We start from the raw sequence: 25,713 nt of genomic DNA on the forward strand, positions 1-25,713 counted from the left end.
TTTCTTTCCTATAAATATAGGAGTTTTTTAAAATCCATTCTATTTTTACAAAAAGTTTAATTCATGAAAACCCTTATCATAAATATTAAAGAGCTGTTACAAATTCGCGAAGCCGGCATTACTAAGGTTTCCGGAAAGGAAATGGCTGATCTCCCGCTTATAAACAATGCTTTTTTATTAATTGAGAACAATCTTATAGCCGATTTTGGCACTATGAATAACTGTCCTGACGGTAAAGGAATACATATTATTGATGCCGCTGGTAAAGCTGTACTGCCTGCATGGTGCGATAGCCATACCCACATTGTATACGCAGGTAACCGTGTGCAGGAATTTGTAGATCGTATAAACGGATTGAGTTATGAAGAAATAGCAAATCGTGGCGGTGGTATTCTTAATTCTGCAAAAAGGTTAAACGAAACTTCTGAAGAAGATATTTACTTAGAGTCAAAATCACGACTTGAAGAAGTAATGCATCAGGGAACCGGGGCCGTAGAGATCAAATCAGGTTACGGGCTAACCGTTGAAGGCGAACTTAAAATGCTGCGTGTTATTCAACGCTTAAAAAACGAATATCCTATAGCCATTAAAGCAACTTTTCTAGGTGCGCATGCATTTCCTACTGAGTATAAAGAGAACCATGCTGGTTACATCGATGTGATCGTAAATGAAATGCTGCCAAAGATCGCCGAAGAAAAACTTGCCGATTATATTGATGCCTTCTTAGAAACCGGTTATTTCTCTATTGAAGAAACAGAGCGTATTATGGAAGCAGGAAAGAAATATGGCCTACCTGCTAAAATACACGTTAACCAGTTCACAGCAATTAACGGTATAGAAGCGTGTGTGAAATATGATGCGCTAAGCGTAGACCACCTTGAAATTGTTACTGATGAAGATATCGAGGTGCTAAAAAATAGTATTACTATGCCTGTAGCGCTACCCACCTGCTCTTTCTTTATCAGCATACCCTATACACCGGCACGAAAAATGCTTGACGCAGGATTGCCATTAGCTCTCGCAACCGATTTTAATCCGGGGACTACCCCATCAGGCAACATGAACCTTGTTGTTGCTGCAGCCTGCATTAAAATGAAAATGACACCCGAAGAGGCTATTAATGCTGCAACCTTAAACGGAGCTTATGCTATGGGTCTTAGTGAAACACATGGTAGTATTACAAAAGGTAAAAAAGCCAACTTAATCATCACAAAACCTATTGCTTCTTACTATCAGTTGCCTTATGCCTTTGGAAGTAATCTTATCGAAAGTGTAATGATCGAAGGAAAAGTGATTTAAAACAAAGTATACTTAAATACAAAAAGGCTATCCTATGGATAGCCTTTTACTTTTTACTTAAAGCTGATCTATTCTGAGATCAAAAGTTTTTGAGAATTAACTTTATTTCCCGACTTAATTTCAACGATATAAGTTCCAGGAACAAGTTTTTCGGTATTAAGCTTAACAGTCTGTAAACCGCTATTCAATGCTTCGGATTTTTCAAATACAACTTTTCCAAGTATATCAATCACTTTAATAGATACCAATTCACTTTTAGAAAGATTTGTCTGGATATCTACATAATTCTTAGCCGGATTAGGAACAAGAATAAACTTACCAGACATCAGTTCTTCCTGTGCAATAGCAGCAATCTTAGAAAGCGGCGAAGTAAGGTTCTCATCACTACTGCTCCTTTGTGCTACACCAGTATCATTCTTGCCAAAGCAGAAAGTAAAGCATCTTGTACATATTCTTAATTTACCTTTCATTTGAGTAACACAAACAGTATATGTACCAGGTGTAGCATAATTATGTCCTAAAGAAGGTAATGTGTACAATTGCTGAGGACTTCCATCACCCCAATTTACAATATAAGAACTGCCTGGATTGCCTGGAGTAGAGAACATATCAGGATTAATGATTGTTAAATCAGCACTTGCAGTATTTGTTACTGTACTGAATGATGTTTGAAGTTTAAAGTCTGCCGAACAGTCACTACAGCCTGATCTTACACAAATATTATCATACATTACTACTTCTGTCTGATAGGAAGTAATGTCAGGACTAATTGATAATGTAGTACCTCCATACATAACACTATTAAACTCATCACACGACATCCCTACTGGTCCTGTCCAGGAACCTTGTGCATTACCCGGGAAAGTTAGGCTTGAGCAATCTGCAGGTACAAGGGGAGCGCAAACACGAACCCATCCGCTTCCGGGAGTAACGGTAACAGTGGCTACAAATGTAATACTGAAATTAGCATTAGAAAGAGTAATAGAAGGATGAATTGGAGATCCAAATCCTCCGTCATGCTCAAGATAATAATCGAAACATAAGCACTGCCCCGGGAATCTTTCCCCCAGGAATTTATAATCCACAGTATTCTGATACCATGATCCTCCTGATAAATCTTTCATTCTAAGGTACTGTGTACCATCTAAAGCATTCGGACTTCCAAATGATATATTCACATTACCATTTGGAGCTGGGGCAAGGGTCCAGTTTCCTGCCGGGTTAACTGGATCATTAAAATCTGAACACGGATTTTGTGCACTAAGCACAAGACAGCCTAAAAAGAAATAAACTGCCAAAAAGTAATTTTTTACCATAACATAATGATGGTTTTGTAAATCAAAAGCCAACAAAAACTTTAGTAATAATTAGTAGGATGCTTGTTAAGATAACACTCCTTTACTTTAGTTTTTTAATACCGAAACAGAGGCGTTATTCTTAACCTAAATTTAAGTAAACCTAAGTGTTACTTAAATATTTTAACATTTATTTAGCAGTAAGTATTTAAAAGACAATAAGTTACATTTAATCGAAAAAATAAAAATTATATAAAACCATCACTTACATTTATGCTTTTGTTTTTTTTTTAATTAAATGCTGTCAAAAAGTTTTTGCATAAAAAAAGGAGCCAATTGGCTCCTTTTAATGTATTTCTGTTATTGATTATTTCAATGTGAATGTCGTATCGGCAACAAGTTGTCCTTTATCGAAAATATTTACATGGTAAAGACCTTTAGCAAAATCTTTTCCAGATACCGTTTCGCTTACATTCATTGTTTTGTTCTCATAAATAGCATTAGTAATGAAGCTGTAAGTAAGCGACTGATCACCAAATGCCTCAGTAGCTTTCTCCCCTATTACATTATTTTTGCTGTCAATGATCTGTACATAGTACGTTTTATTACCAGATTGAGCAACTTCGTTACCTGCAATAGTAAAACTGATTTTAAGAACGTCTACACGCCTTGCTTTTTCTGTCTCAACAAGTTTACCTGAACTTCTTTCTTTAAATGACTGCGTTTTTAAGTTAAGAATGGTAAGCTTAGCTGCTTTTGCTACCGTTTTAGACAGTTTTTCATTCTGATTAACTAACGTATCATTATAACGTTTTGCCTCACCCAATACATTAACAGTACTATCACGCTGTGTAGTCAATGTCATGTTTTGTTCTTTTAGCTGCTTGTTCTCGGCCAGTAACTGATCCTGTTCACGCTTTAGTTTAAAATAATCGTTCTTGTAACGTGTTAATGAAGCCGCATCACCTTTAGATTTTTTTACTTCAGCTAGTAACTCTTCAATCTTAGCACGCTCTGTTTCAAGATCTCCTTTTAATGTAGAATTATCGGCAATTGCAGCATCATAACTTGCTTTTGTAGCCTCAAGATCATTAATAAGTTTTTCCTTTTCAGACATTAAGGTTTTTTCCGTAGTCTCGCTGTCAGTACTCATTTTGTACATGTACGCTAAACTTCCCACCAGTAGTATCGACAATACTACAATAATAGCTTTTAAGCTTGAATTACTTTTTTGATTTTCCATTATTAAAATATTTTTTCTCAAATTTATATATATTTTAATTTCTCGTTCTCATTTTAACGAAAAATTAGCGGAAAATAGTATTTTTGACTGCAACAAGAAATTCATGGAAAACATAATTAAGTTTACAGTAAGCGATCTTACAAAGTATACATCACAACGCAGCGGAGAGATAAAATTTGGAGAAAGGATACTTACTATTCCTAAAGACACAGACACTTTAGAATATATAAAGTCCTGTGATGCAGACTTTGTGCTTTTTGGAATCCCTGAAGATATTGGGGTGCGTGCTAACTTCGGGAGACCTGGTGCAGCATCGGCATGGGAGTCGGCAATAAAAAGCATTGTGAACCTTCAGCACAACAAATTTGCTAAAGGAAATAATCTGCTTATTTTAGGCTGTATCAATGTAAAAGAGGCAACTGAGGAAGCAAATACCCTGGATGCTACCACAAAAGAGGGGCGCAAAGCCCTTTCTGAGCTTATAGAAAAAATAGATAAAGATGTGGCACATGCTGTCTGCCAGATACTTCTTGCCGGAAAAACACCAATTATTATAGGCGGAGGTCACAACAATGCCTATGGTAACATTAAAGGTATGGCACTTGCCAAAGGAAAACCGTTAAATGCCATAAACTTTGATGCTCATACCGATTTCAGGCTGCTTGAAGGCCGCCATAGCGGTAATGGCTTTTCTTATGCTTTTGAAGAAGGTTTCCTTAAAAAATATTTCATCTTTGGATTGCATGAAAATTATGCTTCTAAAGGAGTAATGGAAAACATAAAAAAATACCAGGATAGAATTAAGTTCAACACCTACGAGCAGATAGCCGTACGCAAAGAAAAAAGTTTCTCTGAAGAAATGGCACATGCTCTGGGTTTTATTGAAGATGAATCTTATGGTATAGAAATGGATCTTGATTCATTGCCTAATATTGCCAGCAGCGCAATGACACCAAGCGGATTTAGTGTTGAGAAAGCCAGACAGTTTATACATTACTTTGGCCAGCATCAAAATGCAGCTTACCTCCACTTATGTGAAGGTGCACCTGATCTTGATAACGAAAAGAACAACCACCTTACCGGAAAACTTATTGCCTATTTGGTAACCGACTTCATGAAAGCAAAAAGCGATATTTAAAATATCGCTTTTTGCTTTTTATATCTTATATGCCACAGAAGCCGGTTCTATATGGATCATGATCTCTATAAACTGAGGAAGTGTTCTTTGGATATGGTCTTTTACATCATGCGAAATGATATGCCCGTCAGTAACTGATAAGTTACCGTCTACCCAAATATGGAGGTCGGCATGGTTCATTACGCCCATTTTACGGGTATGGCATTTTTCTACATTAACCACTCCCCTAACTTCTCCTGCAAGTTCTTTTACCTTTTGATTTAATGCAGGATCAAGATCTTCATCCAATAATTCTCCTATTGCAGGACGTGCAATCTTATACACATTGATCATAATAATTCCGCTTGCAAATAAAGCTGCCCAATCGTCGGCAACTTCATACCCATCGCCCCCAATCAATGCAATACTAATACCAATAAACGCAGCAGCCGATGTTATTGCATCACTCCTATGATGGAAAGCATCTGCTTTAACGGCATCACTGTTGGTTTCTACACCCGTTTTCATAACATAACGGTATAATATCTCTTTAGTAGCGATAACAATCAGAAGTATAATTAAAGTATAAGCTGCAGGGGTTTTGTGGGGTGTTATAATATTATGAATACTCTCTTTACCTATTACAAATGCAGCAATGGTGAGGGCAATGGCAATACCAATGGCAATAAGGGCTTCTGCTTTACCGTGACCGTAAGGATGGTCTTCATCAGCGGGCTTAGATGACCATTTGAGTCCCACCCAAAGCATACTTGAAGTAAAAATATCCGCAGTAGATTCAATCGCATCTGCTATAAGTGCATACGAATTACCAAAAATCCCGCCTAATGCTTTAACAACGGCAAGAATAGCACTTACCACTATACCTATAAATGTCGATTTTAAACCTTTATTTTCAGTAGTATCCATTGGTAAACAGCTAATTTAAATTGGTAAATTTGAGTCGGTAAAAATACAGATTTTAAAAGGCACAAGCCTAAATCAGGCACTTAATTTTTTTAGAGTATATTTGCAGTTACTTTAGTACTTAACAGTTAGTACTTAATACTTTTATAAATGACATTCGAAGATCTTAAATTACTTAAAAATATACAACAGGCCTTAGCAGATGAAGGGTATAAAAACCCTACTCCAATCCAGGAGCAGGCCATCCCTATTATACTGGAAGGTACTGACCTTGTGGGCTGTGCACAAACAGGAACAGGGAAAACGGCAGCTTTTGCTATACCTATCCTTAACTCTTTACATCATATTGTAGGTTCATCAAAAAAGGTAAAACATATCCGTACCCTGGTAGTAACACCAACACGTGAACTGGCTTTACAAATTGGCGAAAGCTTTGAAACTTATGGTAAATACACAAACATTCGCCAACTAACTATTTTTGGCGGTGTAAACCAGGTACCGCAAACAGATCAGCTTAGAAAAGGTGTAGATATTCTTATTGCAACACCGGGAAGGCTGTTAGACCTGCACAAACAGGGATTTATTAATCTGGATCACCTGCATACGTTAGTACTTGACGAAGCCGACCAAATGTTAGACATGGGTTTTATCAATGACGTTAAAAAGATCATTAAGCTAACACCTAACAACAGGCAGACACTATTATTCTCGGCTACTATGCCGGTAGCAATTCGTGAGCTTGCCGATACTTTCCTTAACAAGCCTAAATATGTATCTGTAGCACCAATCTCTTCTACGGCTGAGAATGTAAAACAGGAAGTGTATTTTGTGGACAAAGGAGACAAACGTAAACTGCTTTACCATCTTATACGTAACGAAAATCTTTCTAACGTATTAGTGTTTTCACGTACTAAACATGGTGCAGATAACGTAGTAAAGGCATTGAAGAAAAATGGTGTAAATGCTGAAGCCATACATGGTGATAAATCACAAAATGCAAGACAGCGTGTACTGGAAGGTTTTAAAAATAAAGAAGTATCTGTATTGGTTGCTACTGATATCGCTGCTCGTGGTATTGATATCGAAAGCCTGCCATACGTTATTAATTTCGACCTCCCAAATATCCCAGAAACTTATGTACACCGTATAGGCCGTACAGGTAGAGCCGGAAATAGTGGACTTGCCATATCATTTTGTGCAAAAGATGAGCAGCCGTATCTTAAAGATATCGAAAAGCTGATCCGTATGAAGATAAAAGTAATAGACGGACATCCTTATCCGTATGGATCTGGCGAAGAGGCAGAAAAGCCCGATGCTGAAAAGAAACCCGATCTTCGTAATAAGAAAAAGACAGGACAGGGAAATTCCCGTAAGTCTGAAGCTTCAAAACAAAATAAAAAACGCTGGTACTAACCAGCGTTTTTTGCGTTATATATTTATATGTTATATTCGCTGCTATAAATTTCAATTATCATGAAACACCTGTTATTATCCTTTTTATTTATTTGTACTTCCGGCTGGGCACAAAAACCTGCCGCCAAATCGCAAAAAGCTGCATCCGATTGGGATGTACTGGATAAAACATTTATAGCCTTTATAAAAGCGCTTGAAACAAACGACAAAGCTGCTTATACCGCATTAAGCTTACCACAGGTAGATTGTATAGAATGCCCAAACGCTGCCGAACTGGGTGCTAAGAATAATTTTGTACCTGCCGAAGTATTTTATATCACAGTTGCTAAAGATTTTACAGTTTCACCGGTATATAAAGCACTTGCAAAAAGAGGATATGCTTTTAACAGCATGACGTTAAAAGACTTTAAACCCCGATTTTTACCAAAAGATTATCCAAAAGATCTAAAAATATATGAGGTTTGGGTACATACCTATAAGCCGGATGAATTGTCAAAAGGACACAAAGGTACCAGCCATGCTTTCCAGTTTGTAAAAGTCAATAGTGGGTTTAAATTCTACGGACTCACGTCTCAATAATCAAATATGAGGCTTTTTTTGAATTACTATAAAACGGTAACACTCATAAACTGTTGCTTTTGCCTGTGTGTAGCCACTATAATGCTGAATGTTATATGGTTTCCCATACTGTTTTGTACTTTAGGAATAGCGGTAAGTATGTTTGTCTATAATTTTTTCTTTAAAGACCAGTATTACTTTTACTACAATATGGGTTATACTAAGAAAAAATTGGCACTAATTACATTTGGTATTAATTTGATTCCCGGAATTGTACTATTGCTTTTAGTACTTATACTATCCTGATAATGCATAAGCTCTCAGTAACCGAACTAACAAAAGCCTTTGGAACTAATCCTGTATTGGATTATGCAGCTATAGAATGTAAAACTGGTGAAATAGTAAGCATTTTTGGCCGCAATGGTACCGGGAAATCAACACTGCTTAAAATACTTTTCGGCACACTCAAAGCGGACAGAATAAGGCTCTCTATCAACGATAAGCCATTTGTTGTAGAAGAAGTTATTCCGCAGCAAAAGATCGCTTATCTGCCTCAAGTGTCCTTTTTACCAAAGAGTATCAAGGTGCGTGATGTGGTTCCGCTTTATTATACCAGTGAAATCAAGCAGGACAACATTCTGTATGATCCTGTAATAGCTAAAATAGCTAACACTAAAGTTGGTAGCCTGTCAATGGGCCAGCTTCGGTATTTCGAACTGTTATTAATTGGTAACCTCTCCCACCCTTTCCTTATGCTGGATGAGCCTTTCTCTATGATAGAACCGTTGTACAGAGATAAGATCAGAGAATTTTTATTCGATTTAAAATTCACAAAAGGCATCATCCTCACAGATCATTATTATGACGATGTATTCTCTGTTGCCGATAGAAACCTGTTACTTAAAAACGGGCGGCTGATTGCTATAAACAATAAAGAAGACCTGACAGATCATGGGTATCTGTCAGGAAATACATTTTTATAAATGAAAAAAGTATTTTTTTTATTTATAATCGCACTCTTCACTTTTTCATGCAAAAATGAAAAAGAAAAAATACTCGTTGCACGCAACATGCAAGAGTTTTTTGAACGTATAAAAAATGATGCAAATTCAATAGATATACCATTACCACCTGAAGGAGTACCCTATTATTCTAATAACAATTTTATAATAGATAAGAATGGAAGAATATTCCACTATCAATTGAATCTTCCAAAAATAAATACTTGCCAACAAAATTTTGACAATGACATAAGACCAAAATTTGTCAGACTTATGCCAAAAGATATACATGAAATTCCTGAAAAAGAAATTGTAAATTATATTAAACAAAATATCACATCAGAATCTACTCGCGATGGAGTTTCTTTTGCTTCTGCAAGAGAAACATTTCAATCCTCAAATATAGCTGAAGGTATTTCCTTTTTAGAAGCTCATAAAAACACAAAATGGCTTTGTATAATCCGTACTATGACTGATGAAGAAAAAATCGTTATGAAATATAAAACAACAGGAATAGCTTATGATCCTTACAAGATTAAATGGGACACCTCTAAAATTAAATTTCCCTTTTAAAATCCAAAAAAAGAACCCTTATACTTTTGCATAAGGGTTCTTTTTTAATGGTAAATTATAAACCTATTCTATAACCGTTTTATCTGATTTTGGTACAGCAACAATACAGTAAGGTGCTGTAATAGCCATAGTAGCCATTCCTTCCGGACTTGTTTTCAATACGTTTACAACAACAGTTCCATCAACTACAGACACTTTTCGTACTCCTATACTATAGCCGCCAGTACTTTTTTCTCCCATAAATAATGCAACAACATTATTTTGTATAAAATCTATTTTTGGAACACTGCTCCATCCCAACTCTTTATAAAGCTTATCCAGTTCTGCCTGCGTTTTTATAATAACCGTCGATTCTTTATCGCGGCCACCATAGGCATCTTGTTTCAATATTTCAAAAGCAACAGCTGCATCAACTTTAACGTTGTTTATCACATTGATTTTGCATCCGGTAAAAACCAGCATTAAAAGACTAAACGTAATTATTTTTTTCATTGATTTGGTTTTATTATTATCGTAAAGATAGAAATACTTTTATGAAATCATTTTTATGGCTTTGCGATATAACTCTTCATACATCGGCATTACATTCTGAATGTCAAATTCCTGTGCCACCTTAAGTGCATTTGATTTAAATTCTAATAATTTTTTATCATCCGATAGTATCGATATTGCTTTCTTAGCCATATCCTGTACATCGCCTACATCGCTCAGGTAACCGGAATAACCTTCTCTGTTTACTTCTGGCAGTCCACCCGTATTACTAGAAATTACAGGTACGCCACTGGCCATAGCCTCAAGCGCAGCAAGACCGAAACTCTCGGTTTCCGATGGAAGCAGGAACAAATCAGAATAACATAGAATTTTGTTTATCTCATTACTGTTTCCAAAGAAAATAACCTTATCGCTAATTCCTAATTGTTCACATAGTTTTTCTGCTCCTTCTTTTTCCGGGCCATCTCCTACCATCATCAGTTTGGCAGGCATCACCTTTTGTATTTCGTTGAATATCTTAATAACATCCGGAATACGTTTTACCTGGCGGAAGTTACTTATATGTGTAACGATCTTTTGTGTCTCGGTCGCCATAAGCGAACGATGGCATTCTGATGTTTCGTCTATCCTGTTCTTATCGATCTCGATAAAGTTAGGGATAACGTAAATCTCTTTTTTGATATCAAAGAGTCTGTAAGTATCCTCTTTTAGATCCTGGGATACCGAGGTTACAATATCAGAATGATTGATACTAAAACTTACTGCCGGCTTATAAAACGGGTGATTCCCTACAAGGGTTATATCTGTACCGTGAAGCGTAGTTACCATTGGTATCTTGATTCCCTGCTCTTTTAGCATTTTCTTAGCCATATATCCTGCGTAAGCATGAGGAATTGCATAATGCACATGCAGCAGCTCTATTTTATAAAGCTTAACCATATCTACCAGTTTACTGGAAAGAGCAAGCTCATAGGGCTGATAGTGGAACAAAGGATATTCAGGAACGTGTACTTCGTGGTAGTGAATATTTGGATTTAACAACGCCAAACGCACCGGCTGGCTGTAGGTTATAAAGTGTATCTCATGCCCTCTGCGTGCGAGTTCTAACCCTAATTCTGTGGCTACAACACCGCTACCGCCAAAGGTTGGATAGCATACTATTGCGATTTTCATAAAGTGACTTAATAAGAGTAACGAAATTAAATAAAAAAAACAGGCAATGCCTGTTTTTTATGCGAAATTAACCTAATCGTTATCTTTCAAAAAGTTATTTTCTAAAGGCAGACTCATAAAGGTCTATCCACTGTTGTACTGTCATTTTTGATGCTAATTCTCCAATAAGCTCGTATGGAATGGTTTCCGGTTTTTTAAAACGAATACAGCTTTTTCCCATATCCAGTTTTGTTTTTACATGTTTTGGATATTCCGATACAAACCAATCATACAGTTCTTTATCAGCATACACCCCCATGTGGTAAACCGCGATAAAATTCTTTTGCGAAGCAATACTTAAAAACGGTAATGGTAATTTAGGATCACAATGATAGCCTTGTGGATATGTAGAATGAGGCACTGCCCAGCCCATCATACCATAAGACATACCCTCTTCGAAACCTTCAGGAAGGTTTTTTGCAATAGTATCTCTTAATTTTACCATAGCCTGTTTCCTGTCATCCGGTAGGGATTCCAAATACGCTGAAGGTGTCGCCGCTGTAGATTGCATAGTTAAATTCTTTTGTTATTTGATGTGAGTGGTCTTAAGTCCGATATTAGTCTAAAACTTCCGGCCTTCAAAACCCTCTACTTTCTTTACTCTATAATCGCATCCTGAATTGCTTTCTGTATGTCCTCTCTAATGTTTTCTTTAGAAAGCTTATTCTCTCCTGCATCAGGATAAGTTCTGTTAGAAAGGAAAACATAAACAATTCCTGTTTCAGGATCTGCCCATGTCATTGTGCCAGTAAAACCGGTATGTCCAAAACTTGCCTTAGATACACAACCGCATGTAGGCCCTGATTTTTCAATCTGTGGTTTATCAAATCCAAGTCCTCTTCTGTTACCCTCTTTACAATCATAACAAGTATTAAAGGTATCAAATGTTTTAGCAGAGAAATATTGTTTGCCAGCATAATTACCTTTTTGAAGGTACATCTGCATGATCTTTGCAACATCCATTGCATTAGAGAATAATCCGGCATGTCCTGCCACACCATCTTCCATAGCAGCAGCCATATCATGTACATATCCCTGTATCACCTCATAACGGAAATAGTTATCGATCTCTGTAGGTGGTATTGAGCACATATCCCATTTACGTAAAGGGTTATAAGATGTGTAAGCGGCGCCTAAGGGTTTGTAAAAAGCATTCTGGCTTAATACATCCAACGGTTTACCTGTCTTTTTCTCAAGATATTCCTTTAACAGGATAAAAGAGAAATCACTGTATTTGTATTCTTTTTTACGAAGTAATTTACTATCAGCTATTCTGGAAACAATAGTATCGTTGTAACCCTTTACAAGGAACAGATGTTCTGCTACCTGATTAGGAAATTCAGGACTATACATTTTTCTATAAAGCAGGGAATCCGGTTTTTTCTTACTGTCAAGTGTTTCCTGGTAAAAAGGTATCCATGCCTGAAATCTTGCCTGATGCAATAACATATCTTTTAACGTAATGTTCTTTTTATCAGTATTCGCAAAAGCAGGAAGCATATCACCTAATTTAGCATCAAGGCTCAACTGTCCTTTGTCATACAACTGCATAATATTAGGTAGTGTAGAAAGTATTTTGGTAAGCGATGCTACATCATATATATCAGAATTTTTAACCTTAATATCGTTATCATAGGTATGATAGCCAAATGATTTCTGATAGATAACTTTTCCTTTCCGTGCGACCAGAACCTGTAGTCCGGGTGTCATTTTTTCATTAATAGCACGCTGCGCTATAAGGTCTATTTTTGAAAGCAATGCCGAACTCATCCCCACATTTTCGGGCGTAGTGAAGCCCAGCCTGTTTGTAGTCTTGGTGAAGATACCATCATTAAGTTTAAACGACGATGCAATAGATACCGGTAATTTTCCTTTAGCCCCTAATGCTCCAAAAACGATCTCAGCAGCCACAGTTTGCGACATAACATTGTTTTGGTAAGCCATTACTATACTCTCTATATTCCTGAAGTTTTTTACAGGGATCAGTGTGTAAGGCTTTGCAAATACTGTAAAAATTACTCTTTTGTTTTTAGCAATAGTATCAAGCCATATCAATTCTTTAGCCGAAAGGTCATGCTTTTTCCATGCACCATCTGCTTTATGGTAACCTATAATAACGGTTGAATATGGTTTAAGTCTTTCTGTCAATACGCGAAGAGTGTCTGCCTGAACTTCGGTAACATCGGCATATTTTTGAAGTGTACTCAGGTAAACAGATCCATCATCATCACCTAGTTTTACATAAGCTATTTTCTCGTTCTCTAATTCCATGATCGGAACGATATCCTTTTCATTTTTTAGAACGGTAACTGCATTTTCATACAGCTGATAATTTAAATCATCATACTCATGTCCGTTAAGGTCATTGTATAAGTTTTTAAGATCGATCGGAGTATATTTATTAAGTCCGCCCCTGTACTTGTATGCCAGTATCTTTTTAACCGAAAGTTCCAAACGATCATTCGAAAGGATACTATCATTATAAGCCTGTCTGAATTTCTCGATGGCCACAGGAACGTTCTCTGCAAAAAGCAATACATCATTACCCGCAAGGAACGCTTCAAGGTCAACGTCACCTGGCTGCATAAAACTGCTGGCTGCTTTCATGTTCAGTGCATCGGTAAAAATAAGCCCTTTAAAGCCCATTTCATCCTGTACAAGATTAGTCACTACATTATAAGATAATGAGGTAGGATAGTTTTTGGTCGGCTCCAGGCTAGGCACATTAAGGTGTGCAACCATTATACTGGATAGGCCTTCACTAAATAGTTTTTTATAAGGATAAAACTCAATATCATGCAGTCGTTCTTTTGTAAAAGGAAGGAAAGGAAGTGTATGGTGCGAATCCGTCGCTGTATCGCCATGTCCAGGGAAGTGTTTACCCGTGGCAAATACACCCTGACTTTGTATACCGCGCATTAACGCCAATGCCCTATCGGTCACATTGATCTTATCTTCTCCAAAAGACCGATTCCCAATAATAGGATTCGCCGGATTGGTATTCACATCCAAAACGGGAGCAAAATTAAAATGGATACCCATTCTTTTTGCCTGTATGGCCATCTGCTGCCCCATTTTTTCAATCAGTGCCATGTCCTGAACACCACCAAGAGTCATGTTCCATGGATAACGATAGGTAGAATCAAGCCTCATGCTTAAACCCCACTCAGCATCAATTCCTATAAATAATGGCAGTTTCGATTTTTTCTGAAAACGGTTGGTAAGTTTTGCCTGTCTAACAGGTCCTCCCTGAAAAAAAATAAGTCCCCCTATCTTGTAATCGGTAATTAATTTATCAATTCCTCTAACGTGGGTTGAATCCTTATTCGAATATGCTGCTACCATAAACAGCTGCCCCAACTTCTCATCGAAAGACAGGTTACTGTAAACACTATCCACCCATTTTTTTTCGGCAACCGTTTTATAATCGCTAAAAACTCTAGCCTTTTGGGCAGATACCGCCTGGATGGCAAACAAGAAAACTAATATGGAAAACCTCATTAAATAATTGTATTTTATAAATAATAAATCATCATTACCTAATGTATAATGATGATTCTTATATTCTGTACAGATGGAATAGCTGTTTAAAAAAAACGGCTATGCCAGCTCTCTCCAGCAGGTACTTCCCAATAATCCTGCCATTCTCCTACTGTATTCACTAAATTATTAAACACTATCGTATTTGCCGATACTGCTTTTTCTTTAGCCATTTTTTTAAACTCAATAAGCGTTTTATGAGCAATATGATCGCCAAGCTTAAAGGTGACATTCATTTTATCCAGTAAGTCTACACCATATTTTTGCTCCAGCTCCTGAATGAACTGCACAGAAGCATCAATAGAACAGCCTGTAGCTGCCTGAGTTTCCTGATTAATTGCAATAATAATAAACCTATTGTATTTCGTTTCAAAAGACGCTTCAAGACCTGCACCATGTGCAGCCCAATTTTCAAGGAAGCTTTTTAATGCTTCTTCTATTTCAGCGATCTCCTCATCAGAGAATTTTCTGTTAGACTGGTAAATCCATATTCTGGATTCTTCAGGTAGTGTATCAAAGGGAACGTACATAATTTTTTTCTTATAAATCCTTCGCATTGGCAATAAGCTCTGCCACATCCATTACTTTTATATCATGCTCCCTGTTTTTTGCCTTAACACCATCTGTAAGCATCGTATTGCAAAATGGGCAGCCGGCTGCTATAATATCCGGCTGTGTTTCAAGGGCATCTTCTGTCCTCTCCACATTTACATCTTTGTTACCGTTCTCCGGTTCTTTAAACATCTGTGCACCACCGGCGCCACAGCAAAGACCATTTAATTTAGAGCGTTTCATCTCTACTAATTCCGCATCAAGCTTCTCCATAAGATCTCTTGGTGCTTCATATATATTGTTTGCACGCCCCAGGTAACATGGGTCATGAAACGTTATCTTTTTACCCTTAAACTGGCCTCCTTCAATACTTAGTCTGCCATCATCCAGTAATGATTTTAAAAACTGGGTATGGTGCACAACCTCATAGTTTCCGCCAAGTTCAGGATATTCATTCTTTATGGTATTAAAGCAATGCGGACATGCCGTAACAATCTTCTTAACATCGTATGCATTAAGCACTTCAATGTTAGTCATTGCCTGCATCTGAAATAAAAATTCGTTACCTGCTCTTTTTGCAGGATCTCCGGTACAGCTTTCTTCTGTTCCTAAAACCGCAAAAGGCACTTTGGCACTATTTAATATTTTAACAAATGCTTTCGTAATTTTTTTAGCCCTGTCATCAAAACTACCAGAACAGCCTACCCAGAACAAAACTTCCGGTGACTGACCTGTAGCCATCATATCGGCCATAGTTGGAACTGTAAAATTTTCCTGAGTCATAATATTATTTATTCGTCTTTACCGTCGTCAAAAACCTGTATGGTAACCTCTTTTTCAATTAAGTTTGTAAACTTGCCTCTGTAGCGGGTAGCCTTAACAAGATGATTATCTATCCAATGGTAGTTTCCGCCTCTGGGTTTGCCCATTAGCATACCGTGATATTTAAAACCGTGTCTTTTAAGCCATTCTTCTGTTACTTCCCTATGTGCTTCTGTACGTGATGTAAAAAAGAAAATAACATGTCCTTCATCATACCATCCGTTAAGTGTTACAAGCGCATCAGGATATACTTCTGCCGTTGCCATTCTTTCCGGTTCCTCATTAGGAATATCATCACAAATAGTTCCGTCAATATCAATCAGGTAATTCTTAATTCCCTCAGGAAGTATAGGGCTTAAGTGTTCGCCATTTTCAGTAATTGGCTGTAAATTCTTTTCAATCTCTTCCGCTTTCATTATGCTTCGTCTTTCCAGTTTAACCTGTCCATTTGGCTGTACTGCCATGGAGCTCCATTATTCTCAATATTCGTCATCATTCCGTTCAGTTCTACAGGCGCTGCGCTCTGCTCCATAACCAGATACCTGCGCATATCCATAATAATAGAAAGCGGGTCAATGTTAACCGGGCAGGCCTCAACACAACCGTTACAGGTTGTACATGCCCATAGTTCTTCAGGAGTTATATAATCATTAAGTAACGATTTTCCATCGTCTACAAAAGTTCCTTTATTCTTGTCAATGTTTTTACCCACTTCTTCAAGTCGGTCACGGGTACTCATCATGATCTTTCTTGGCGAAAGTTTTTTACCTGTAATATTTGCAGGGCAAGAATCGGTACAACGTCCACACTCAGTACAAGTATAGGCATTCAGTAACTGAACCCAGTTAAGATCCTGTACATCGCTGGCTCCAAATTTAGCAGGCACTTCGCCTTCAGCCATTGGAGGCGCAGCAGCAAAAGGATCAGCATTTGGATCCATCATCATTTTAACCTCATTCGTAACCGACTCAAGGTTCTCAAATTTCCCTTTAGGCTTAAGATTTGCAAAGTAAGTATTAGGAAATGCAAGCAATATATGTAAGTGCTTAGAAAAATACAGGTAATTCATAAATGCCAGTATTCCAATAATGTGAAGCCACCATGCTGCTCTTTCGATAAAGATCACAGTACCTTCAGACATACCTGAAAAAATTGGAGATATAAAACTCGAAATTGGGAAAGCCCCTGCCTTAATATAATGATGTGCACCAACACCCTGAAGGTAATGATCGGCAGCATTCATAGTAAGGAACAAAACCATTAAGCTAATCTCAAAATATAAAATATAATTGGCATCGCTTTTTGGCCATCCTTTAAGATCACTATGGATAAACCTTTTAAGTTTTATAATATTCCTTCTGGTATAAAATGCAACAATAGCAACAATAACACCAAAAGCTAAGATCTCAAAAAAGCCTATAAGGAAACTGTAAAAGCCTCCCATAAATGAAAATAACCTGTGTGTACCAAAAATACCATCAACTATTATTTCTAGAAGTTCAATGTTTATAATTACAAAGCCTACATATACAATAATGTGTAATACACCGGCAACAGGTCTTCTAACCATTTTAGACTGCCCAAGAGCAATCATGGCCATATTTTTCCAACGTTCTGATGGATTGTCTTTACGGTCTACATCATGGCCTAATTTAATATTACGCACAAGTTTTTTTACGTTGATGGCAAAGTAGCCAAAACCCAACGCAAGGAGGATAACAAAAAGAATATTATCAATATAATTCATACACAAAGGTGATTGGGTGTAAGTCCTGTCCTAATTTACTTTTTAATTTCTTCTGGAGTAGTAGTTGTCTCTACAGGCTCCTTATAAGGAGTACCTTTCTTACCAAACACAGAGAAATGAATATAACGTTTCGGGTTGTTCTTAACGTCAGCAAGTAATTGTTTCAACTCATTTGAAGCTGCCGTAAGATTATTGTACATAGCTTCATCTTTCATTAACTTACCTAATGTACCTTTACCTGCTTCTACATCATTAATCATCTTATCAACGTTAGTAAGCGTTTTTTCAAGATTTTTAACTGCCTGCCCAAGATTAGCTTTATTAAGCGAATCCGATAGTTGAGCAAAGTTAGCGCTGGTACGATTTAGATTACTCATAGTACCGTCGATTTTAGCCTTGTTACCAGCTATAACTCCGTTTAAAGAAGTTGCAGCCTGGTTAAACTGCTTCATAGTAGCGCTCATTTCTGCAATGGCTACACGCAGGTTTTCCTGCGTTTTTAAATCCAGAACGTTACTCACGCTTTTAAGAAGGCTGTCTGCAGATACTACAGTTGCTTCTACCTTAGTTTGCAGTGGCGAAAGTTTTTCACCTACTACAGATAACATTCCGGGTTTTAAACCACTCAATAAAAAGCCTCCATCTTCTGCCGGAGTAGTATTTTTCAAATCAGGAATTAAAGCAATTTGCTTACCACCTAATAAACTTGGTTCATATAAAGTTGCATGGCTGGTCGCTGAAATAGGGAAATCGGTCTTAACCTGCATTTCTATCAGCAGCTCTCCAGTCTCATAACTTTTAAATGATATACCTGTAACTTTACCTACAACAAGACCATTCAAAGTAATGGGTGCCGAAGGAGAAAGCCCTTCAACGTCTGTATATGTAACGTAATAGGTTTTGTAGGAATTAAATAGGTCCCTGCCTCTTAAAAAGTAATATCCCCATATAAATAATAATATGGCTCCTATAACTAATACCGCGGTTTTAACTTCTCTAGATACTTTCAAAATGGAATAAATTTTTAACAAATGTAGGACAATAATTTTATAATAATGTGAATATTGCTTTAAAGCTTTATACTGCTATTTTTTTAAAGCTTCCTGTACAGTTATTTTCTTTCCATCTTTAAATGCTACTATAAATGCTGATGAATAGCCTTTTGCTTTAGCCTGCTCCTGCAGCTCTTTTGCATTATTATATTCAGATGTATCTCCATAATAGTATTTAATTACTGCAGAGCTTGCATCTTTAGTTATATTACTAAGTCCATTAAAGTTTGAAGGAACCAACTCAAGCGTTTTACCACTTGCAGCAATTTGTACTTTAAACACTACTCCTTTTGCAGATGCAGCAGGCGTGTTGCTTTCTGTATTTTTAGAAGGCTTTTCAACAACTTCGGGCTTTTCTACTTTTGGTTGTTTTTTATCAATAACAATAACAGGTGTTTCATCCTGAGAGTTATCGCCGTTAACAAAATATTCTTTTTTATACGACAATATTGCTTTTGCTATAGCCTTCGCCATATCGTCCTGTCCTTCATCAGAATTTAAATAGGTACCTTCAGGCAGATAAGAAATGAATCCCATTTCTATAAGAATACTTGGCATAGCTGTTTTATGCAATACCCAAAATGGTGCTTGCTTAACTCCTCTTTTGTTCCTATTAAGATCTTCCTTAAATATTTCTTCTACTCTACTGGCTAAATCAATACTCTGGCTTCTGTATGCTTCCTGCTGAATCGTTATACCTATTAAGGTCTCCGGAGCGTTTGGATCAAAACCTGCATACTTCACCTTATAGTCTTTCTCAAGTGTTATAACCGAGTTCTCCTTTTTAGCCACTTCAAGTTGAGATGCATTTTTCGTTGTACCAATTACAAATGTTTCTGTACCAAATGCCGTTTTTTTAACCTCTCCATTGCAGTGAATTGATACAAACAAATTAGCATCTGCTTTATTTGCAATATTAGGACGCTCTGTTAGTTCAATAAAAACATCAGTCTTTCTTGTGAAAATAACATCTACAGCCGGATCTTTTTCCAAAAGCTTCCCTACTTTTAAAGCTACATTCAATGCGATATTTTTCTCAATAAATCCATGGTAGATCGCACCATAATCTTTACCCCCATGCCCGGGATCAAGTACAACCTTGAATTTTGAGTTGCCCTGTCCAAACGAAGCGGTAGAAAATATAATGAATGTTAAAAAAGCCAGTTTTAATTTCATGTTCCCTGTCATTGTAATATAGATATTATGCTACTTGTGTTATAATTGTATTTAGTGGTTTATTTTGCTAAAAAAATTGTAAGTTTGACACTTCGAAAATAAGCCACATTTTTACAAAAATAGTATTAAAACCGTTGCGTACAAACTTATTTCATATCGTTTTATTATCAATTTTCCTAACAATGGGAAGTTTGAAACTTTCGGCGCAGGAAATACCTTCAACAAAGCACGCCATACCCTCTGTAAAACAGAAGGATAGTATCACAAAGAGCATTTCTATAGCTCCGAAACCTGCAACAACTCCGCCGCCAACAGCAACGACCGTTAACGACACAAATAAAAAAAAGAGTGATGGTCTTGATGCAATTATTAGGCGTTTAGCGGAAGATTACGAAAAAATAGATCAGGAAAAAAAAGAGATTGAACTTTACAATAAAGCCGAATTGTACTATAAAGATATAGAACTTAAGGCAGGTAAAATTGTAATGAACTACGAAAAAAACGAAGTTTATGCCGGAAGGATTAAAGACTCTTTGGGTAATTATTCCCAATACCCCTATTTTAAACAAGGCACCAATATTGTAGAAGCCGATTCTATACATATTAATACCGTAACCAAAAAAGCCAGGATATGGAACTCCCGATCGGACCAAGGAGAATTCAGGGTATTTGGCGAGGTCACCAAAAAAGAGAATGACTCGGTTATTTTTATAAAAAATGCACGTTTCACCACCTCAAAAAATATTAAAGACCCTGAGTACTACTTTTTGGCTCAGAAAATAAAGCTTGTGCCCGGCAAGAAGGTAGTTGTAGGCTTTACAAATATGTGGATTGCAGACGTACCAACCCCTTTAGCTTTACCTTTTGCCTTTTTCCCTATGAGTGAAAAAGCCGAATCAGGTTTCATAGTACCTACATTTGGTGATAATAACAGGCAGGGCTATTTTCTTCAAAATGGAGGTTATTACTTTGCATTGAGTGATTATTATGATCTTGCAGTTACAGGAGATTATTACACTAATGGAAGTTACGGACTTCGATTCGATTCCAGCTATGCCAATAAGTACAAATACAATGGTAATATAAACATCCGTTTTGAAAATCTTATTACAAGTGAACGCGGACTGCCTGATTATGAACGAAAGAATCAGTACAATATACAATGGACACATAACCAGGACTCTAAAGCAAACCCTAATTCAAAATTTTCGGCTAGTGTGAATTTAGGATCCAGTAAATATTTTAAGAATTCACTTAATATGAATAATGTTGGATCTACTCTAAACAACATACTGTATTCATCTGTTAACTATTCCAAAACATTTCAAACCGTACCACAGGTAAATATCTCCTTAGCAGCTACTCACAACCAAAACACAAATACTCAGGAAATAAACATGACACTTCCTACATTACAGGCTAGTGTAGACAGGATATTTCCATTTGCAGCTGCAGATGCTCCAAAAAAAGGTATTATAAAAAATATTAACCTTCAGTACAATCTTAAGGGAGAAAACAGAATTAAAACAACTGATTCGCTTTTCTTTAAATCTGAAATGTTTAGAGATGCTAAAGTGGGTATGCAACATAGTATTCCAATAAGCACCAATTTTAAAATTTTTAAGCACTTTAGTGTTTCTGCGGGAACTAACTATCAGGAAACATGGGTAATGAATACCGTTAAAAGAGAATTCAACCCAATTACCAATAAAGATACTCTTATAAATAATATAAGAGGATTTGATTCTTTCAGAACCTATAATTTCTCGTCAAGTATTGGTACAACGATATATGGTACATATGATTTTGGTGCCGATAAAAAAATCCAGGCAATACGCCATGTAATGCGTCCATCGATTTCTTATACCTACACTCCTAGTTTCGACCAATATTATGACACCTATGAAATTGATGCTACTGGTACACAATACAGATCATATACACGCTTTGAAAATGGACTTTTTGGCGCGCCAAGTCAATCCTATTCTAACAACATTGGTATCTCTGTAAATAATACTTTCGAAGCAAAAGTGAGAGACGATGATGAAAACGCAAAAGAGGCTAAAAAGGTTATGCTTTTAAATAACCTGAACTTCACTACAAGTTATAATATGGCAGCCGATTCTTTGGCATGGTCACCACTAAGAGTATCTGCTGGTACTAACCTTTTTAAAGAAAAAATGAATCTTAACTTTGCTGCTACTCTGGATCCTTATGCCCTTGACAACGCAAACAGAAGAATTGATGTTTACAATATAAATAACGGCGGTAGCTTGTTTAGGTTAACCAGCGCAAACGTTACACTAAACTATTCTTTGGCAAGTACTGATGGCAATGGAGATGATAAGGATAAAAACAACCAAACAGCCCGTAATGGCGGCCGTGAAGATGATCTTTTTGGTAGAGCAAGCGATCTTAGCGATAACAGGACCAGCATGTTTAAAGAAGAAGACGAAAATAAAAAACCAGATAAATCCAGCGGCGGATTTTTTAATGCCAAAATCCCCTGGGATCTTACAATGGCCTACTCCCTAACCTATTCTAACGACAGGCGGGAAAAGAAAATATCCGGCAGTTCCCTAATGGTATCCGGTAATGTGGATATCACCCCGCGTTGGAAAATGGGTGTTTCTACAGGTTATGACTTCGTGCAAAATGGGGTAACATTTACCCAACTTCGTTTTGAAAGAGACCTTTTAAGCTGGAGAATGGACTTTAACTGGGTTCCTTTTGGTACGAACATGTACTGGGGCTTCTTTATTGGTATCAAATCATCTGTGCTTAGCGATATCAAATGGGATAAACGCCAGGTTCCGGACAGAAGACTTCAGTAAGAACAAAAAACACCGAACTATATTTTTCAACATTAATACCTTTATTATTTTTCTAAAGGTTGTAAGCTTATGCTTTTTTATATTTGCAGTAAACGTCAATAATAAACCATGAAAAAAATAATTTTTACAGACAAAGCCCCTGCTCCTATTGGGCCATACAGCCAGGCTGTTTTATCAGGTAACACACTTTATACTTCAGGACAAATTGCTCTGGATCCGCAAACAGGAGAATTAGTGATTGGAGATATTGAAACAGAAACCAAGCAGGTTATGGAAAACATGAAAGCGGTACTGGATGCTGCCGGAATGAATTTTGAGAACGTTATAAAGACTACTATCTTTATTAGCGACATGAACGACTTCGTAAAGATAAACGGTGTTTATGGCGCTTATTTTAACGAAAAAACCGCTCCTGCAAGAGAAACGGTTCAGGTGGCAAAACTGCCTAAGAATGTAAATGTGGAAATCTCTATGATTGCTGTGCTATAGCAATTAAAAATAAATCTGCCGATGCAGGGTTTGTGGCAAGTGGCACATTGTGCACATCGCAAACCCTAATCAGCATATTAATATCGGCTTCATGAGCATGGCTTGCTAAAGGATCTTTAAAAAAGAACACCATTTTAGTTTTACCTTCTGCTACTCTTGCTGCAATCTGTGCATCACCTCCTAATGGCCCCGAAAGCATTTTCTTTACCTTAAAACCCGCTTTTTCAGCTTTACTTCCCGTTGTACCGGTAGCAATAAGCTTAATATTTTCTTTAATGAGAATATCTTTATGCTTGTTTAAAAACTGAACCATTTCGGCTTTCATACCGTCGTGAGCAATGATGGCAATTTCCATTTTATTTTATTTATTTACTTCGTGATATTCTATAAGACCGTCAATAGGCCTTCTTAAAACATTCCCTAATATAAGGTTGTTTTTTTCTAATACCTCTGCAAGTTCTGCTTTCAGGTAAAATGCTATCGATCCTACAAAGTGAATAGGAATTTCACGTGCATTTTCATACTGAGTGATATAATTATCTACAAATACCTGCATTGCATCTACAATAAGACCTTTAATGAAGGCATCGTCTTTATGCTGAATAAGGAACTTAGCAAATGTAGCTAAATAGGCATTAGGATTTGGCTCTTTGTATAAATTGTGTTTTATAACATCCGGATCTAAATTATATTCTGATTCGAATATCCTTGCCAGATTAGCAGGCATTTTATTAAAATAATAAGCACGTACCAAATCACGTCCAAAACGATTACCACTGCAATCATCCATCGCAATATAGCCTAACGACTGTACTTTTTGGTGCAACTCTACACCATCAAAATAGCTGCAGTTAGACCCTGTACCAAGAATACAAATAATCGCTTTATCGTTTGTTGGGTTTGTAGCATAAGCCGCAGCATAGGTATCTTCTTTTACAGTAATATCTGCATTTGGAAAAAATTCCTGAAAGATGTCTTTCATAAAAATTTTCATCCTGTCTGTACCACAGCCGGCACCATAAAAATAAAGCGCTGTTACCTCATTTCTATTATTGTAAATATCAAAGCGGGCTTCCAGCCTTTCAATAGCCTCTTCCCTATTTATAACTTCAGGGCTTAAACCCAGAGTTTGTGTATTAAAAAGTCGGTTGCCATCTTCATCCAGTGCAATCCAGTCGGCTTTTGTAGCGCCACTGTCTACTAATAATTTCATATTATTTGGGTTAGTTTTGGATTAAGTTTTAACTTAAACTACCTCTATAATCACCGTAATCGATTATATTTTAGTTAACTAAACTTTAAGCCGTTTATAAAAAACAAAGTCCCGCCTTTCTTCACGAAAAGCGGGACAAGTTATAAAAATATTATAAAGATGCAATGTGCACCGAAAGATCTACTAGTTTGCTTGAATAACCGTACTCGTTATCGTACCAGGAAACAATTTTAAAGAAAGTAGAATTAAGACCAATACCGGCTTTAGCATCTACAATGCTCGTTCTTGAATCTGAAATAAAGTCCTGAGACACTACATCATCCTCAGTAAACCCAAGAATACCTTTCATGTTTGTTTCAGAAGCATTTTTAAGAACACTCATGATCTCCTCATAAGTAGTTTCTTTACTTAATTTCACAGTAAGGTCTACTACAGAAACGTCTGCTACAGGAACACGCATAGACATACCTGTTAGTTTACCGTTAAGCTCAGGAATTACTTTACCTACTGCTTTTGCAGCACCTGTACTTGCAGGAATGATATTAAGCAATGCTGCTCTTCCTCCACGGAAATCTTTTCTTGACGGTCCGTCTACAGTAAGCTGTGTAGCCGTTGTAGCGTGAATGGTTGTCATAAGACCTTCTACAATACCAAAATTGTCGTTGATCACTTTTGCAAGCGGCGCAAGACAGTTTGTAGTACAGGATGCGTTAGATACAATAGTATCCGCTGCTGTAGCTTTCTCATGGTTTACCCCCATTACAAACATTGGCGCATCTGCCGATGGTGCAGAGATAATAACTTTTTTCGCACCTCCGTCAATGTGAGCCTGAGCCGTTTCCAATGTTGTAAATATACCTGTACATTCTGCCACTACATCTACACCTACTTCGTCCCATTTAAGGCCTTTCGGATCTTTTTCTGCAGTTACCCTGATATGCTTACCGTTTACATAAAGCTGCCCATCTTTAACCTCAACAGTACCGTTAAAACGACCATGTACCGAATCATATTTTAATAAGTAGGCTAAATGGTCTACAGCCAGTAGGTCATTGATTGCTACAACCTCAACATTATCCCTGTTGAAGGTTTCGCGGAAAACAATTCGACCAATCCTGCCGAAACCGTTTATTCCTAGTTTAACTTTTGTCATTGTGAATA

Annotated in this window: 24 protein-coding genes; 8 read left to right on the forward strand and 16 right to left on the reverse strand. The window is 37.0% G+C overall.

The annotated features are described in order from the left end of the window. The first annotated feature begins 63 nt into the window (after positions 1-63). Positions 64-1,299, forward strand: coding sequence for an imidazolonepropionase (hutI, locus tag EPI11_RS05690; protein ID WP_128388985.1), 1,236 nt, complete (start codon positions 64-66; stop codon positions 1,297-1,299). A 68-nt stretch (positions 1,300-1,367) separates the two neighbouring features. On the opposite strand, the gene EPI11_RS05695 is transcribed toward hutI, so the two are convergent. Beyond that, positions 1,368-2,615 (reverse strand): T9SS type A sorting domain-containing protein, encoded by a 1,248-nt coding sequence (locus EPI11_RS05695; RefSeq protein ID WP_128388986.1) that lies wholly within the window; start codon positions 2,613-2,615, stop codon positions 1,368-1,370. Positions 2,616-2,961: 346 nt separating this feature from the next. Next, positions 2,962-3,837 (reverse strand): hypothetical protein, encoded by an 876-nt coding sequence (locus EPI11_RS05700; protein ID WP_128388987.1) that lies wholly within the window; start codon positions 3,835-3,837, stop codon positions 2,962-2,964. A gap of 103 nt (positions 3,838-3,940) precedes the next feature. Between EPI11_RS05700 and EPI11_RS05705 the strand changes: the two genes are divergently transcribed. Then, positions 3,941-4,975 carry a formimidoylglutamase gene (locus tag EPI11_RS05705; RefSeq protein ID WP_128388988.1) on the forward strand — a complete coding sequence of 345 codons (1,035 nt, stop codon included), beginning with the start codon at positions 3,941-3,943 and terminating at the stop codon, positions 4,973-4,975. A gap of 18 nt (positions 4,976-4,993) precedes the next feature. On the opposite strand, the gene EPI11_RS05710 is transcribed toward EPI11_RS05705, so the two are convergent. After that, positions 4,994-5,881 (reverse strand): cation diffusion facilitator family transporter, encoded by an 888-nt coding sequence (locus EPI11_RS05710; protein ID WP_128388989.1) that lies wholly within the window; start codon positions 5,879-5,881, stop codon positions 4,994-4,996. 147 nt (positions 5,882-6,028) lie between these two features. On the opposite strand from EPI11_RS05710, the gene EPI11_RS05715 reads away from it, so the two are divergent. The 4 genes from EPI11_RS05715 (at position 6,029) to EPI11_RS05730 (ending at position 9,423) form a co-directional block, all read left to right on the forward strand. After that, positions 6,029-7,291: a DEAD/DEAH box helicase gene (locus EPI11_RS05715; protein ID WP_128388990.1), complete on the forward strand. Its 1,263-nt coding sequence runs from the start codon at positions 6,029-6,031 to the stop codon at positions 7,289-7,291. Between the two features lie 60 nt (positions 7,292-7,351). Then, on the forward strand, positions 7,352-7,870 hold the full coding sequence (locus EPI11_RS05720; RefSeq protein ID WP_128388991.1) for a hypothetical protein: 519 nt from the start codon (positions 7,352-7,354) through the stop codon (positions 7,868-7,870). A gap of 287 nt (positions 7,871-8,157) precedes the next feature. After that, on the forward strand, positions 8,158-8,832 hold the full coding sequence (locus EPI11_RS05725) for an ATP-binding cassette domain-containing protein (RefSeq protein ID WP_128388992.1): 675 nt from the start codon (positions 8,158-8,160) through the stop codon (positions 8,830-8,832). Beyond that, positions 8,833-9,423: a hypothetical protein gene (locus EPI11_RS05730; protein WP_128388993.1), complete on the forward strand. Its 591-nt coding sequence runs from the start codon at positions 8,833-8,835 to the stop codon at positions 9,421-9,423. It abuts the gene before it with no gap. 63 nt (positions 9,424-9,486) lie between these two features. Here the strand turns inward: EPI11_RS05730 and EPI11_RS05735 are convergent, their stop codons facing one another. The 10 genes from EPI11_RS05735 to EPI11_RS05780 form a co-directional block, all read right to left on the reverse strand. Continuing rightward, a complete protein-coding gene (locus EPI11_RS05735) occupies positions 9,487-9,915 on the reverse strand; it encodes a protease complex subunit PrcB family protein (RefSeq protein ID WP_128388994.1) in 429 nt (142 codons plus the stop codon). A 39-nt stretch (positions 9,916-9,954) separates the two neighbouring features. Next, positions 9,955-11,088, reverse strand: a complete 1,134-nt coding sequence (gene bshA / locus EPI11_RS05740; protein WP_128388995.1) for an N-acetyl-alpha-D-glucosaminyl L-malate synthase BshA — start codon at positions 11,086-11,088, stop codon at positions 9,955-9,957. A gap of 94 nt (positions 11,089-11,182) precedes the next feature. Continuing rightward, complete coding sequence (locus EPI11_RS05745) at positions 11,183-11,638, reverse strand: DUF1801 domain-containing protein (protein WP_128388996.1); 456 nt, start codon at positions 11,636-11,638, stop codon at positions 11,183-11,185. Positions 11,639-11,724: 86 nt separating this feature from the next. Continuing rightward, positions 11,725-14,628, reverse strand: a complete 2,904-nt coding sequence (locus EPI11_RS05750) for a glycoside hydrolase family 3 N-terminal domain-containing protein (RefSeq protein WP_128388997.1) — start codon at positions 14,626-14,628, stop codon at positions 11,725-11,727. A gap of 86 nt (positions 14,629-14,714) precedes the next feature. Next, a complete protein-coding gene (locus EPI11_RS05755; protein ID WP_128388998.1) occupies positions 14,715-15,197 on the reverse strand; it encodes an ABC transporter ATPase in 483 nt (160 codons plus the stop codon). 10 nt (positions 15,198-15,207) lie between these two features. Then, on the reverse strand, positions 15,208-16,002 hold the full coding sequence (locus tag EPI11_RS05760; RefSeq protein WP_128388999.1) for a (Fe-S)-binding protein: 795 nt from the start codon (positions 16,000-16,002) through the stop codon (positions 15,208-15,210). Between the two features lie 8 nt (positions 16,003-16,010). Further along, positions 16,011-16,457 (reverse strand): LNS2 domain-containing protein, encoded by a 447-nt coding sequence (locus EPI11_RS05765; RefSeq protein ID WP_128389227.1) that lies wholly within the window; start codon positions 16,455-16,457, stop codon positions 16,011-16,013. Then, positions 16,457-17,788 carry a (Fe-S)-binding protein gene (locus EPI11_RS05770; protein ID WP_128389000.1) on the reverse strand — a complete coding sequence of 444 codons (1,332 nt, stop codon included), beginning with the start codon at positions 17,786-17,788 and terminating at the stop codon, positions 16,457-16,459. The genes EPI11_RS05765 and EPI11_RS05770 overlap by 1 nt, the downstream gene beginning before the upstream one ends. 35 nt (positions 17,789-17,823) lie before the next feature. After that, complete coding sequence (locus tag EPI11_RS05775; protein WP_128389001.1) at positions 17,824-18,798, reverse strand: MlaD family protein; 975 nt, start codon at positions 18,796-18,798, stop codon at positions 17,824-17,826. Positions 18,799-18,873: 75 nt separating this feature from the next. Next, positions 18,874-20,016: an N-acetylmuramoyl-L-alanine amidase family protein gene (locus tag EPI11_RS05780; protein ID WP_128389002.1), complete on the reverse strand. Its 1,143-nt coding sequence runs from the start codon at positions 20,014-20,016 to the stop codon at positions 18,874-18,876. A gap of 182 nt (positions 20,017-20,198) precedes the next feature. On the opposite strand from EPI11_RS05780, the gene EPI11_RS05785 reads away from it, so the two are divergent. Together EPI11_RS05785 and EPI11_RS05790 are read left to right on the forward strand one after the other, a co-directional pair. Then, positions 20,199-22,850, forward strand: a complete 2,652-nt coding sequence (locus tag EPI11_RS05785; RefSeq protein WP_241657586.1) for a putative LPS assembly protein LptD — start codon at positions 20,199-20,201, stop codon at positions 22,848-22,850. A 108-nt stretch (positions 22,851-22,958) separates the two neighbouring features. Further along, entirely contained in the window at positions 22,959-23,339 is a 381-nt protein-coding gene (locus EPI11_RS05790; protein ID WP_128389004.1) for a RidA family protein, read from the forward strand. On the opposite strand, the gene EPI11_RS05795 is transcribed toward EPI11_RS05790, so the two are convergent. The 3 genes from EPI11_RS05795 to gap form a co-directional block, all read right to left on the reverse strand. Then, complete coding sequence (locus EPI11_RS05795) at positions 23,320-23,694, reverse strand: methylglyoxal synthase (protein ID WP_128389005.1); 375 nt, start codon at positions 23,692-23,694, stop codon at positions 23,320-23,322. The two genes, EPI11_RS05790 and EPI11_RS05795, sit on opposite strands and share 20 nt — an antisense overlap. A gap of 6 nt (positions 23,695-23,700) precedes the next feature. Beyond that, positions 23,701-24,552, reverse strand: a complete 852-nt coding sequence (locus EPI11_RS05800; protein ID WP_128389006.1) for an N-acetylglucosamine kinase — start codon at positions 24,550-24,552, stop codon at positions 23,701-23,703. 151 nt (positions 24,553-24,703) lie between these two features. Next, the gene (gap, locus tag EPI11_RS05805) at positions 24,704-25,705 is read right to left on the reverse strand and encodes a type I glyceraldehyde-3-phosphate dehydrogenase (RefSeq protein WP_128389007.1); all 1,002 of its coding nucleotides are present in this window, start codon (positions 25,703-25,705) and stop codon (positions 24,704-24,706) included. Positions 25,706-25,713 lie beyond the last annotated feature (8 nt).

It is taken from the genome of Flavobacterium cerinum, from assembly GCF_004028155.1.
Classification (GTDB): Bacteria; Bacteroidota; Bacteroidia; order Flavobacteriales; family Flavobacteriaceae; genus Flavobacterium; species Flavobacterium cerinum.

Coding starts and splice junctions, on each gene's coding strand:
- hutI (WP_128388985.1), top strand. CDS start 64: ATGAAAACCCTTATCATAAATATTAAAGAGCTGTTACAAATTCGCGAA.
- EPI11_RS05695 (WP_128388986.1), bottom strand. CDS start 2,615: ATGGTAAAAAATTACTTTTTGGCAGTTTATTTCTTTTTAGGCTGTCTT.
- EPI11_RS05700 (WP_128388987.1), bottom strand. CDS start 3,837: ATGGAAAATCAAAAAAGTAATTCAAGCTTAAAAGCTATTATTGTAGTA.
- EPI11_RS05705 (WP_128388988.1), top strand. CDS start 3,941: ATGGAAAACATAATTAAGTTTACAGTAAGCGATCTTACAAAGTATACA.
- EPI11_RS05710 (WP_128388989.1), bottom strand. CDS start 5,881: ATGGATACTACTGAAAATAAAGGTTTAAAATCGACATTTATAGGTATA.
- EPI11_RS05715 (WP_128388990.1), top strand. CDS start 6,029: ATGACATTCGAAGATCTTAAATTACTTAAAAATATACAACAGGCCTTA.
- EPI11_RS05720 (WP_128388991.1), top strand. CDS start 7,352: ATGAAACACCTGTTATTATCCTTTTTATTTATTTGTACTTCCGGCTGG.
- EPI11_RS05725 (WP_128388992.1), top strand. CDS start 8,158: ATGCATAAGCTCTCAGTAACCGAACTAACAAAAGCCTTTGGAACTAAT.
- EPI11_RS05730 (WP_128388993.1), top strand. CDS start 8,833: ATGAAAAAAGTATTTTTTTTATTTATAATCGCACTCTTCACTTTTTCA.
- EPI11_RS05735 (WP_128388994.1), bottom strand. CDS start 9,915: ATGAAAAAAATAATTACGTTTAGTCTTTTAATGCTGGTTTTTACCGGA.
- bshA (WP_128388995.1), bottom strand. CDS start 11,088: ATGAAAATCGCAATAGTATGCTATCCAACCTTTGGCGGTAGCGGTGTT.
- EPI11_RS05745 (WP_128388996.1), bottom strand. CDS start 11,638: ATGCAATCTACAGCGGCGACACCTTCAGCGTATTTGGAATCCCTACCG.
- EPI11_RS05750 (WP_128388997.1), bottom strand. CDS start 14,628: ATGAGGTTTTCCATATTAGTTTTCTTGTTTGCCATCCAGGCGGTATCT.
- EPI11_RS05755 (WP_128388998.1), bottom strand. CDS start 15,197: ATGTACGTTCCCTTTGATACACTACCTGAAGAATCCAGAATATGGATT.
- EPI11_RS05760 (WP_128388999.1), bottom strand. CDS start 16,002: ATGACTCAGGAAAATTTTACAGTTCCAACTATGGCCGATATGATGGCT.
- EPI11_RS05765 (WP_128389227.1), bottom strand. CDS start 16,457: ATGAAAGCGGAAGAGATTGAAAAGAATTTACAGCCAATTACTGAAAAT.
- EPI11_RS05770 (WP_128389000.1), bottom strand. CDS start 17,788: ATGAATTATATTGATAATATTCTTTTTGTTATCCTCCTTGCGTTGGGT.
- EPI11_RS05780 (WP_128389002.1), bottom strand. CDS start 20,016: ATGAAATTAAAACTGGCTTTTTTAACATTCATTATATTTTCTACCGCT.
- EPI11_RS05785 (WP_241657586.1), top strand. CDS start 20,199: ATGGGAAGTTTGAAACTTTCGGCGCAGGAAATACCTTCAACAAAGCAC.
- EPI11_RS05790 (WP_128389004.1), top strand. CDS start 22,959: ATGAAAAAAATAATTTTTACAGACAAAGCCCCTGCTCCTATTGGGCCA.
- EPI11_RS05795 (WP_128389005.1), bottom strand. CDS start 23,694: ATGGAAATTGCCATCATTGCTCACGACGGTATGAAAGCCGAAATGGTT.
- EPI11_RS05800 (WP_128389006.1), bottom strand. CDS start 24,552: ATGAAATTATTAGTAGACAGTGGCGCTACAAAAGCCGACTGGATTGCA.
- gap (WP_128389007.1), bottom strand. CDS start 25,705: ATGACAAAAGTTAAACTAGGAATAAACGGTTTCGGCAGGATTGGTCGA.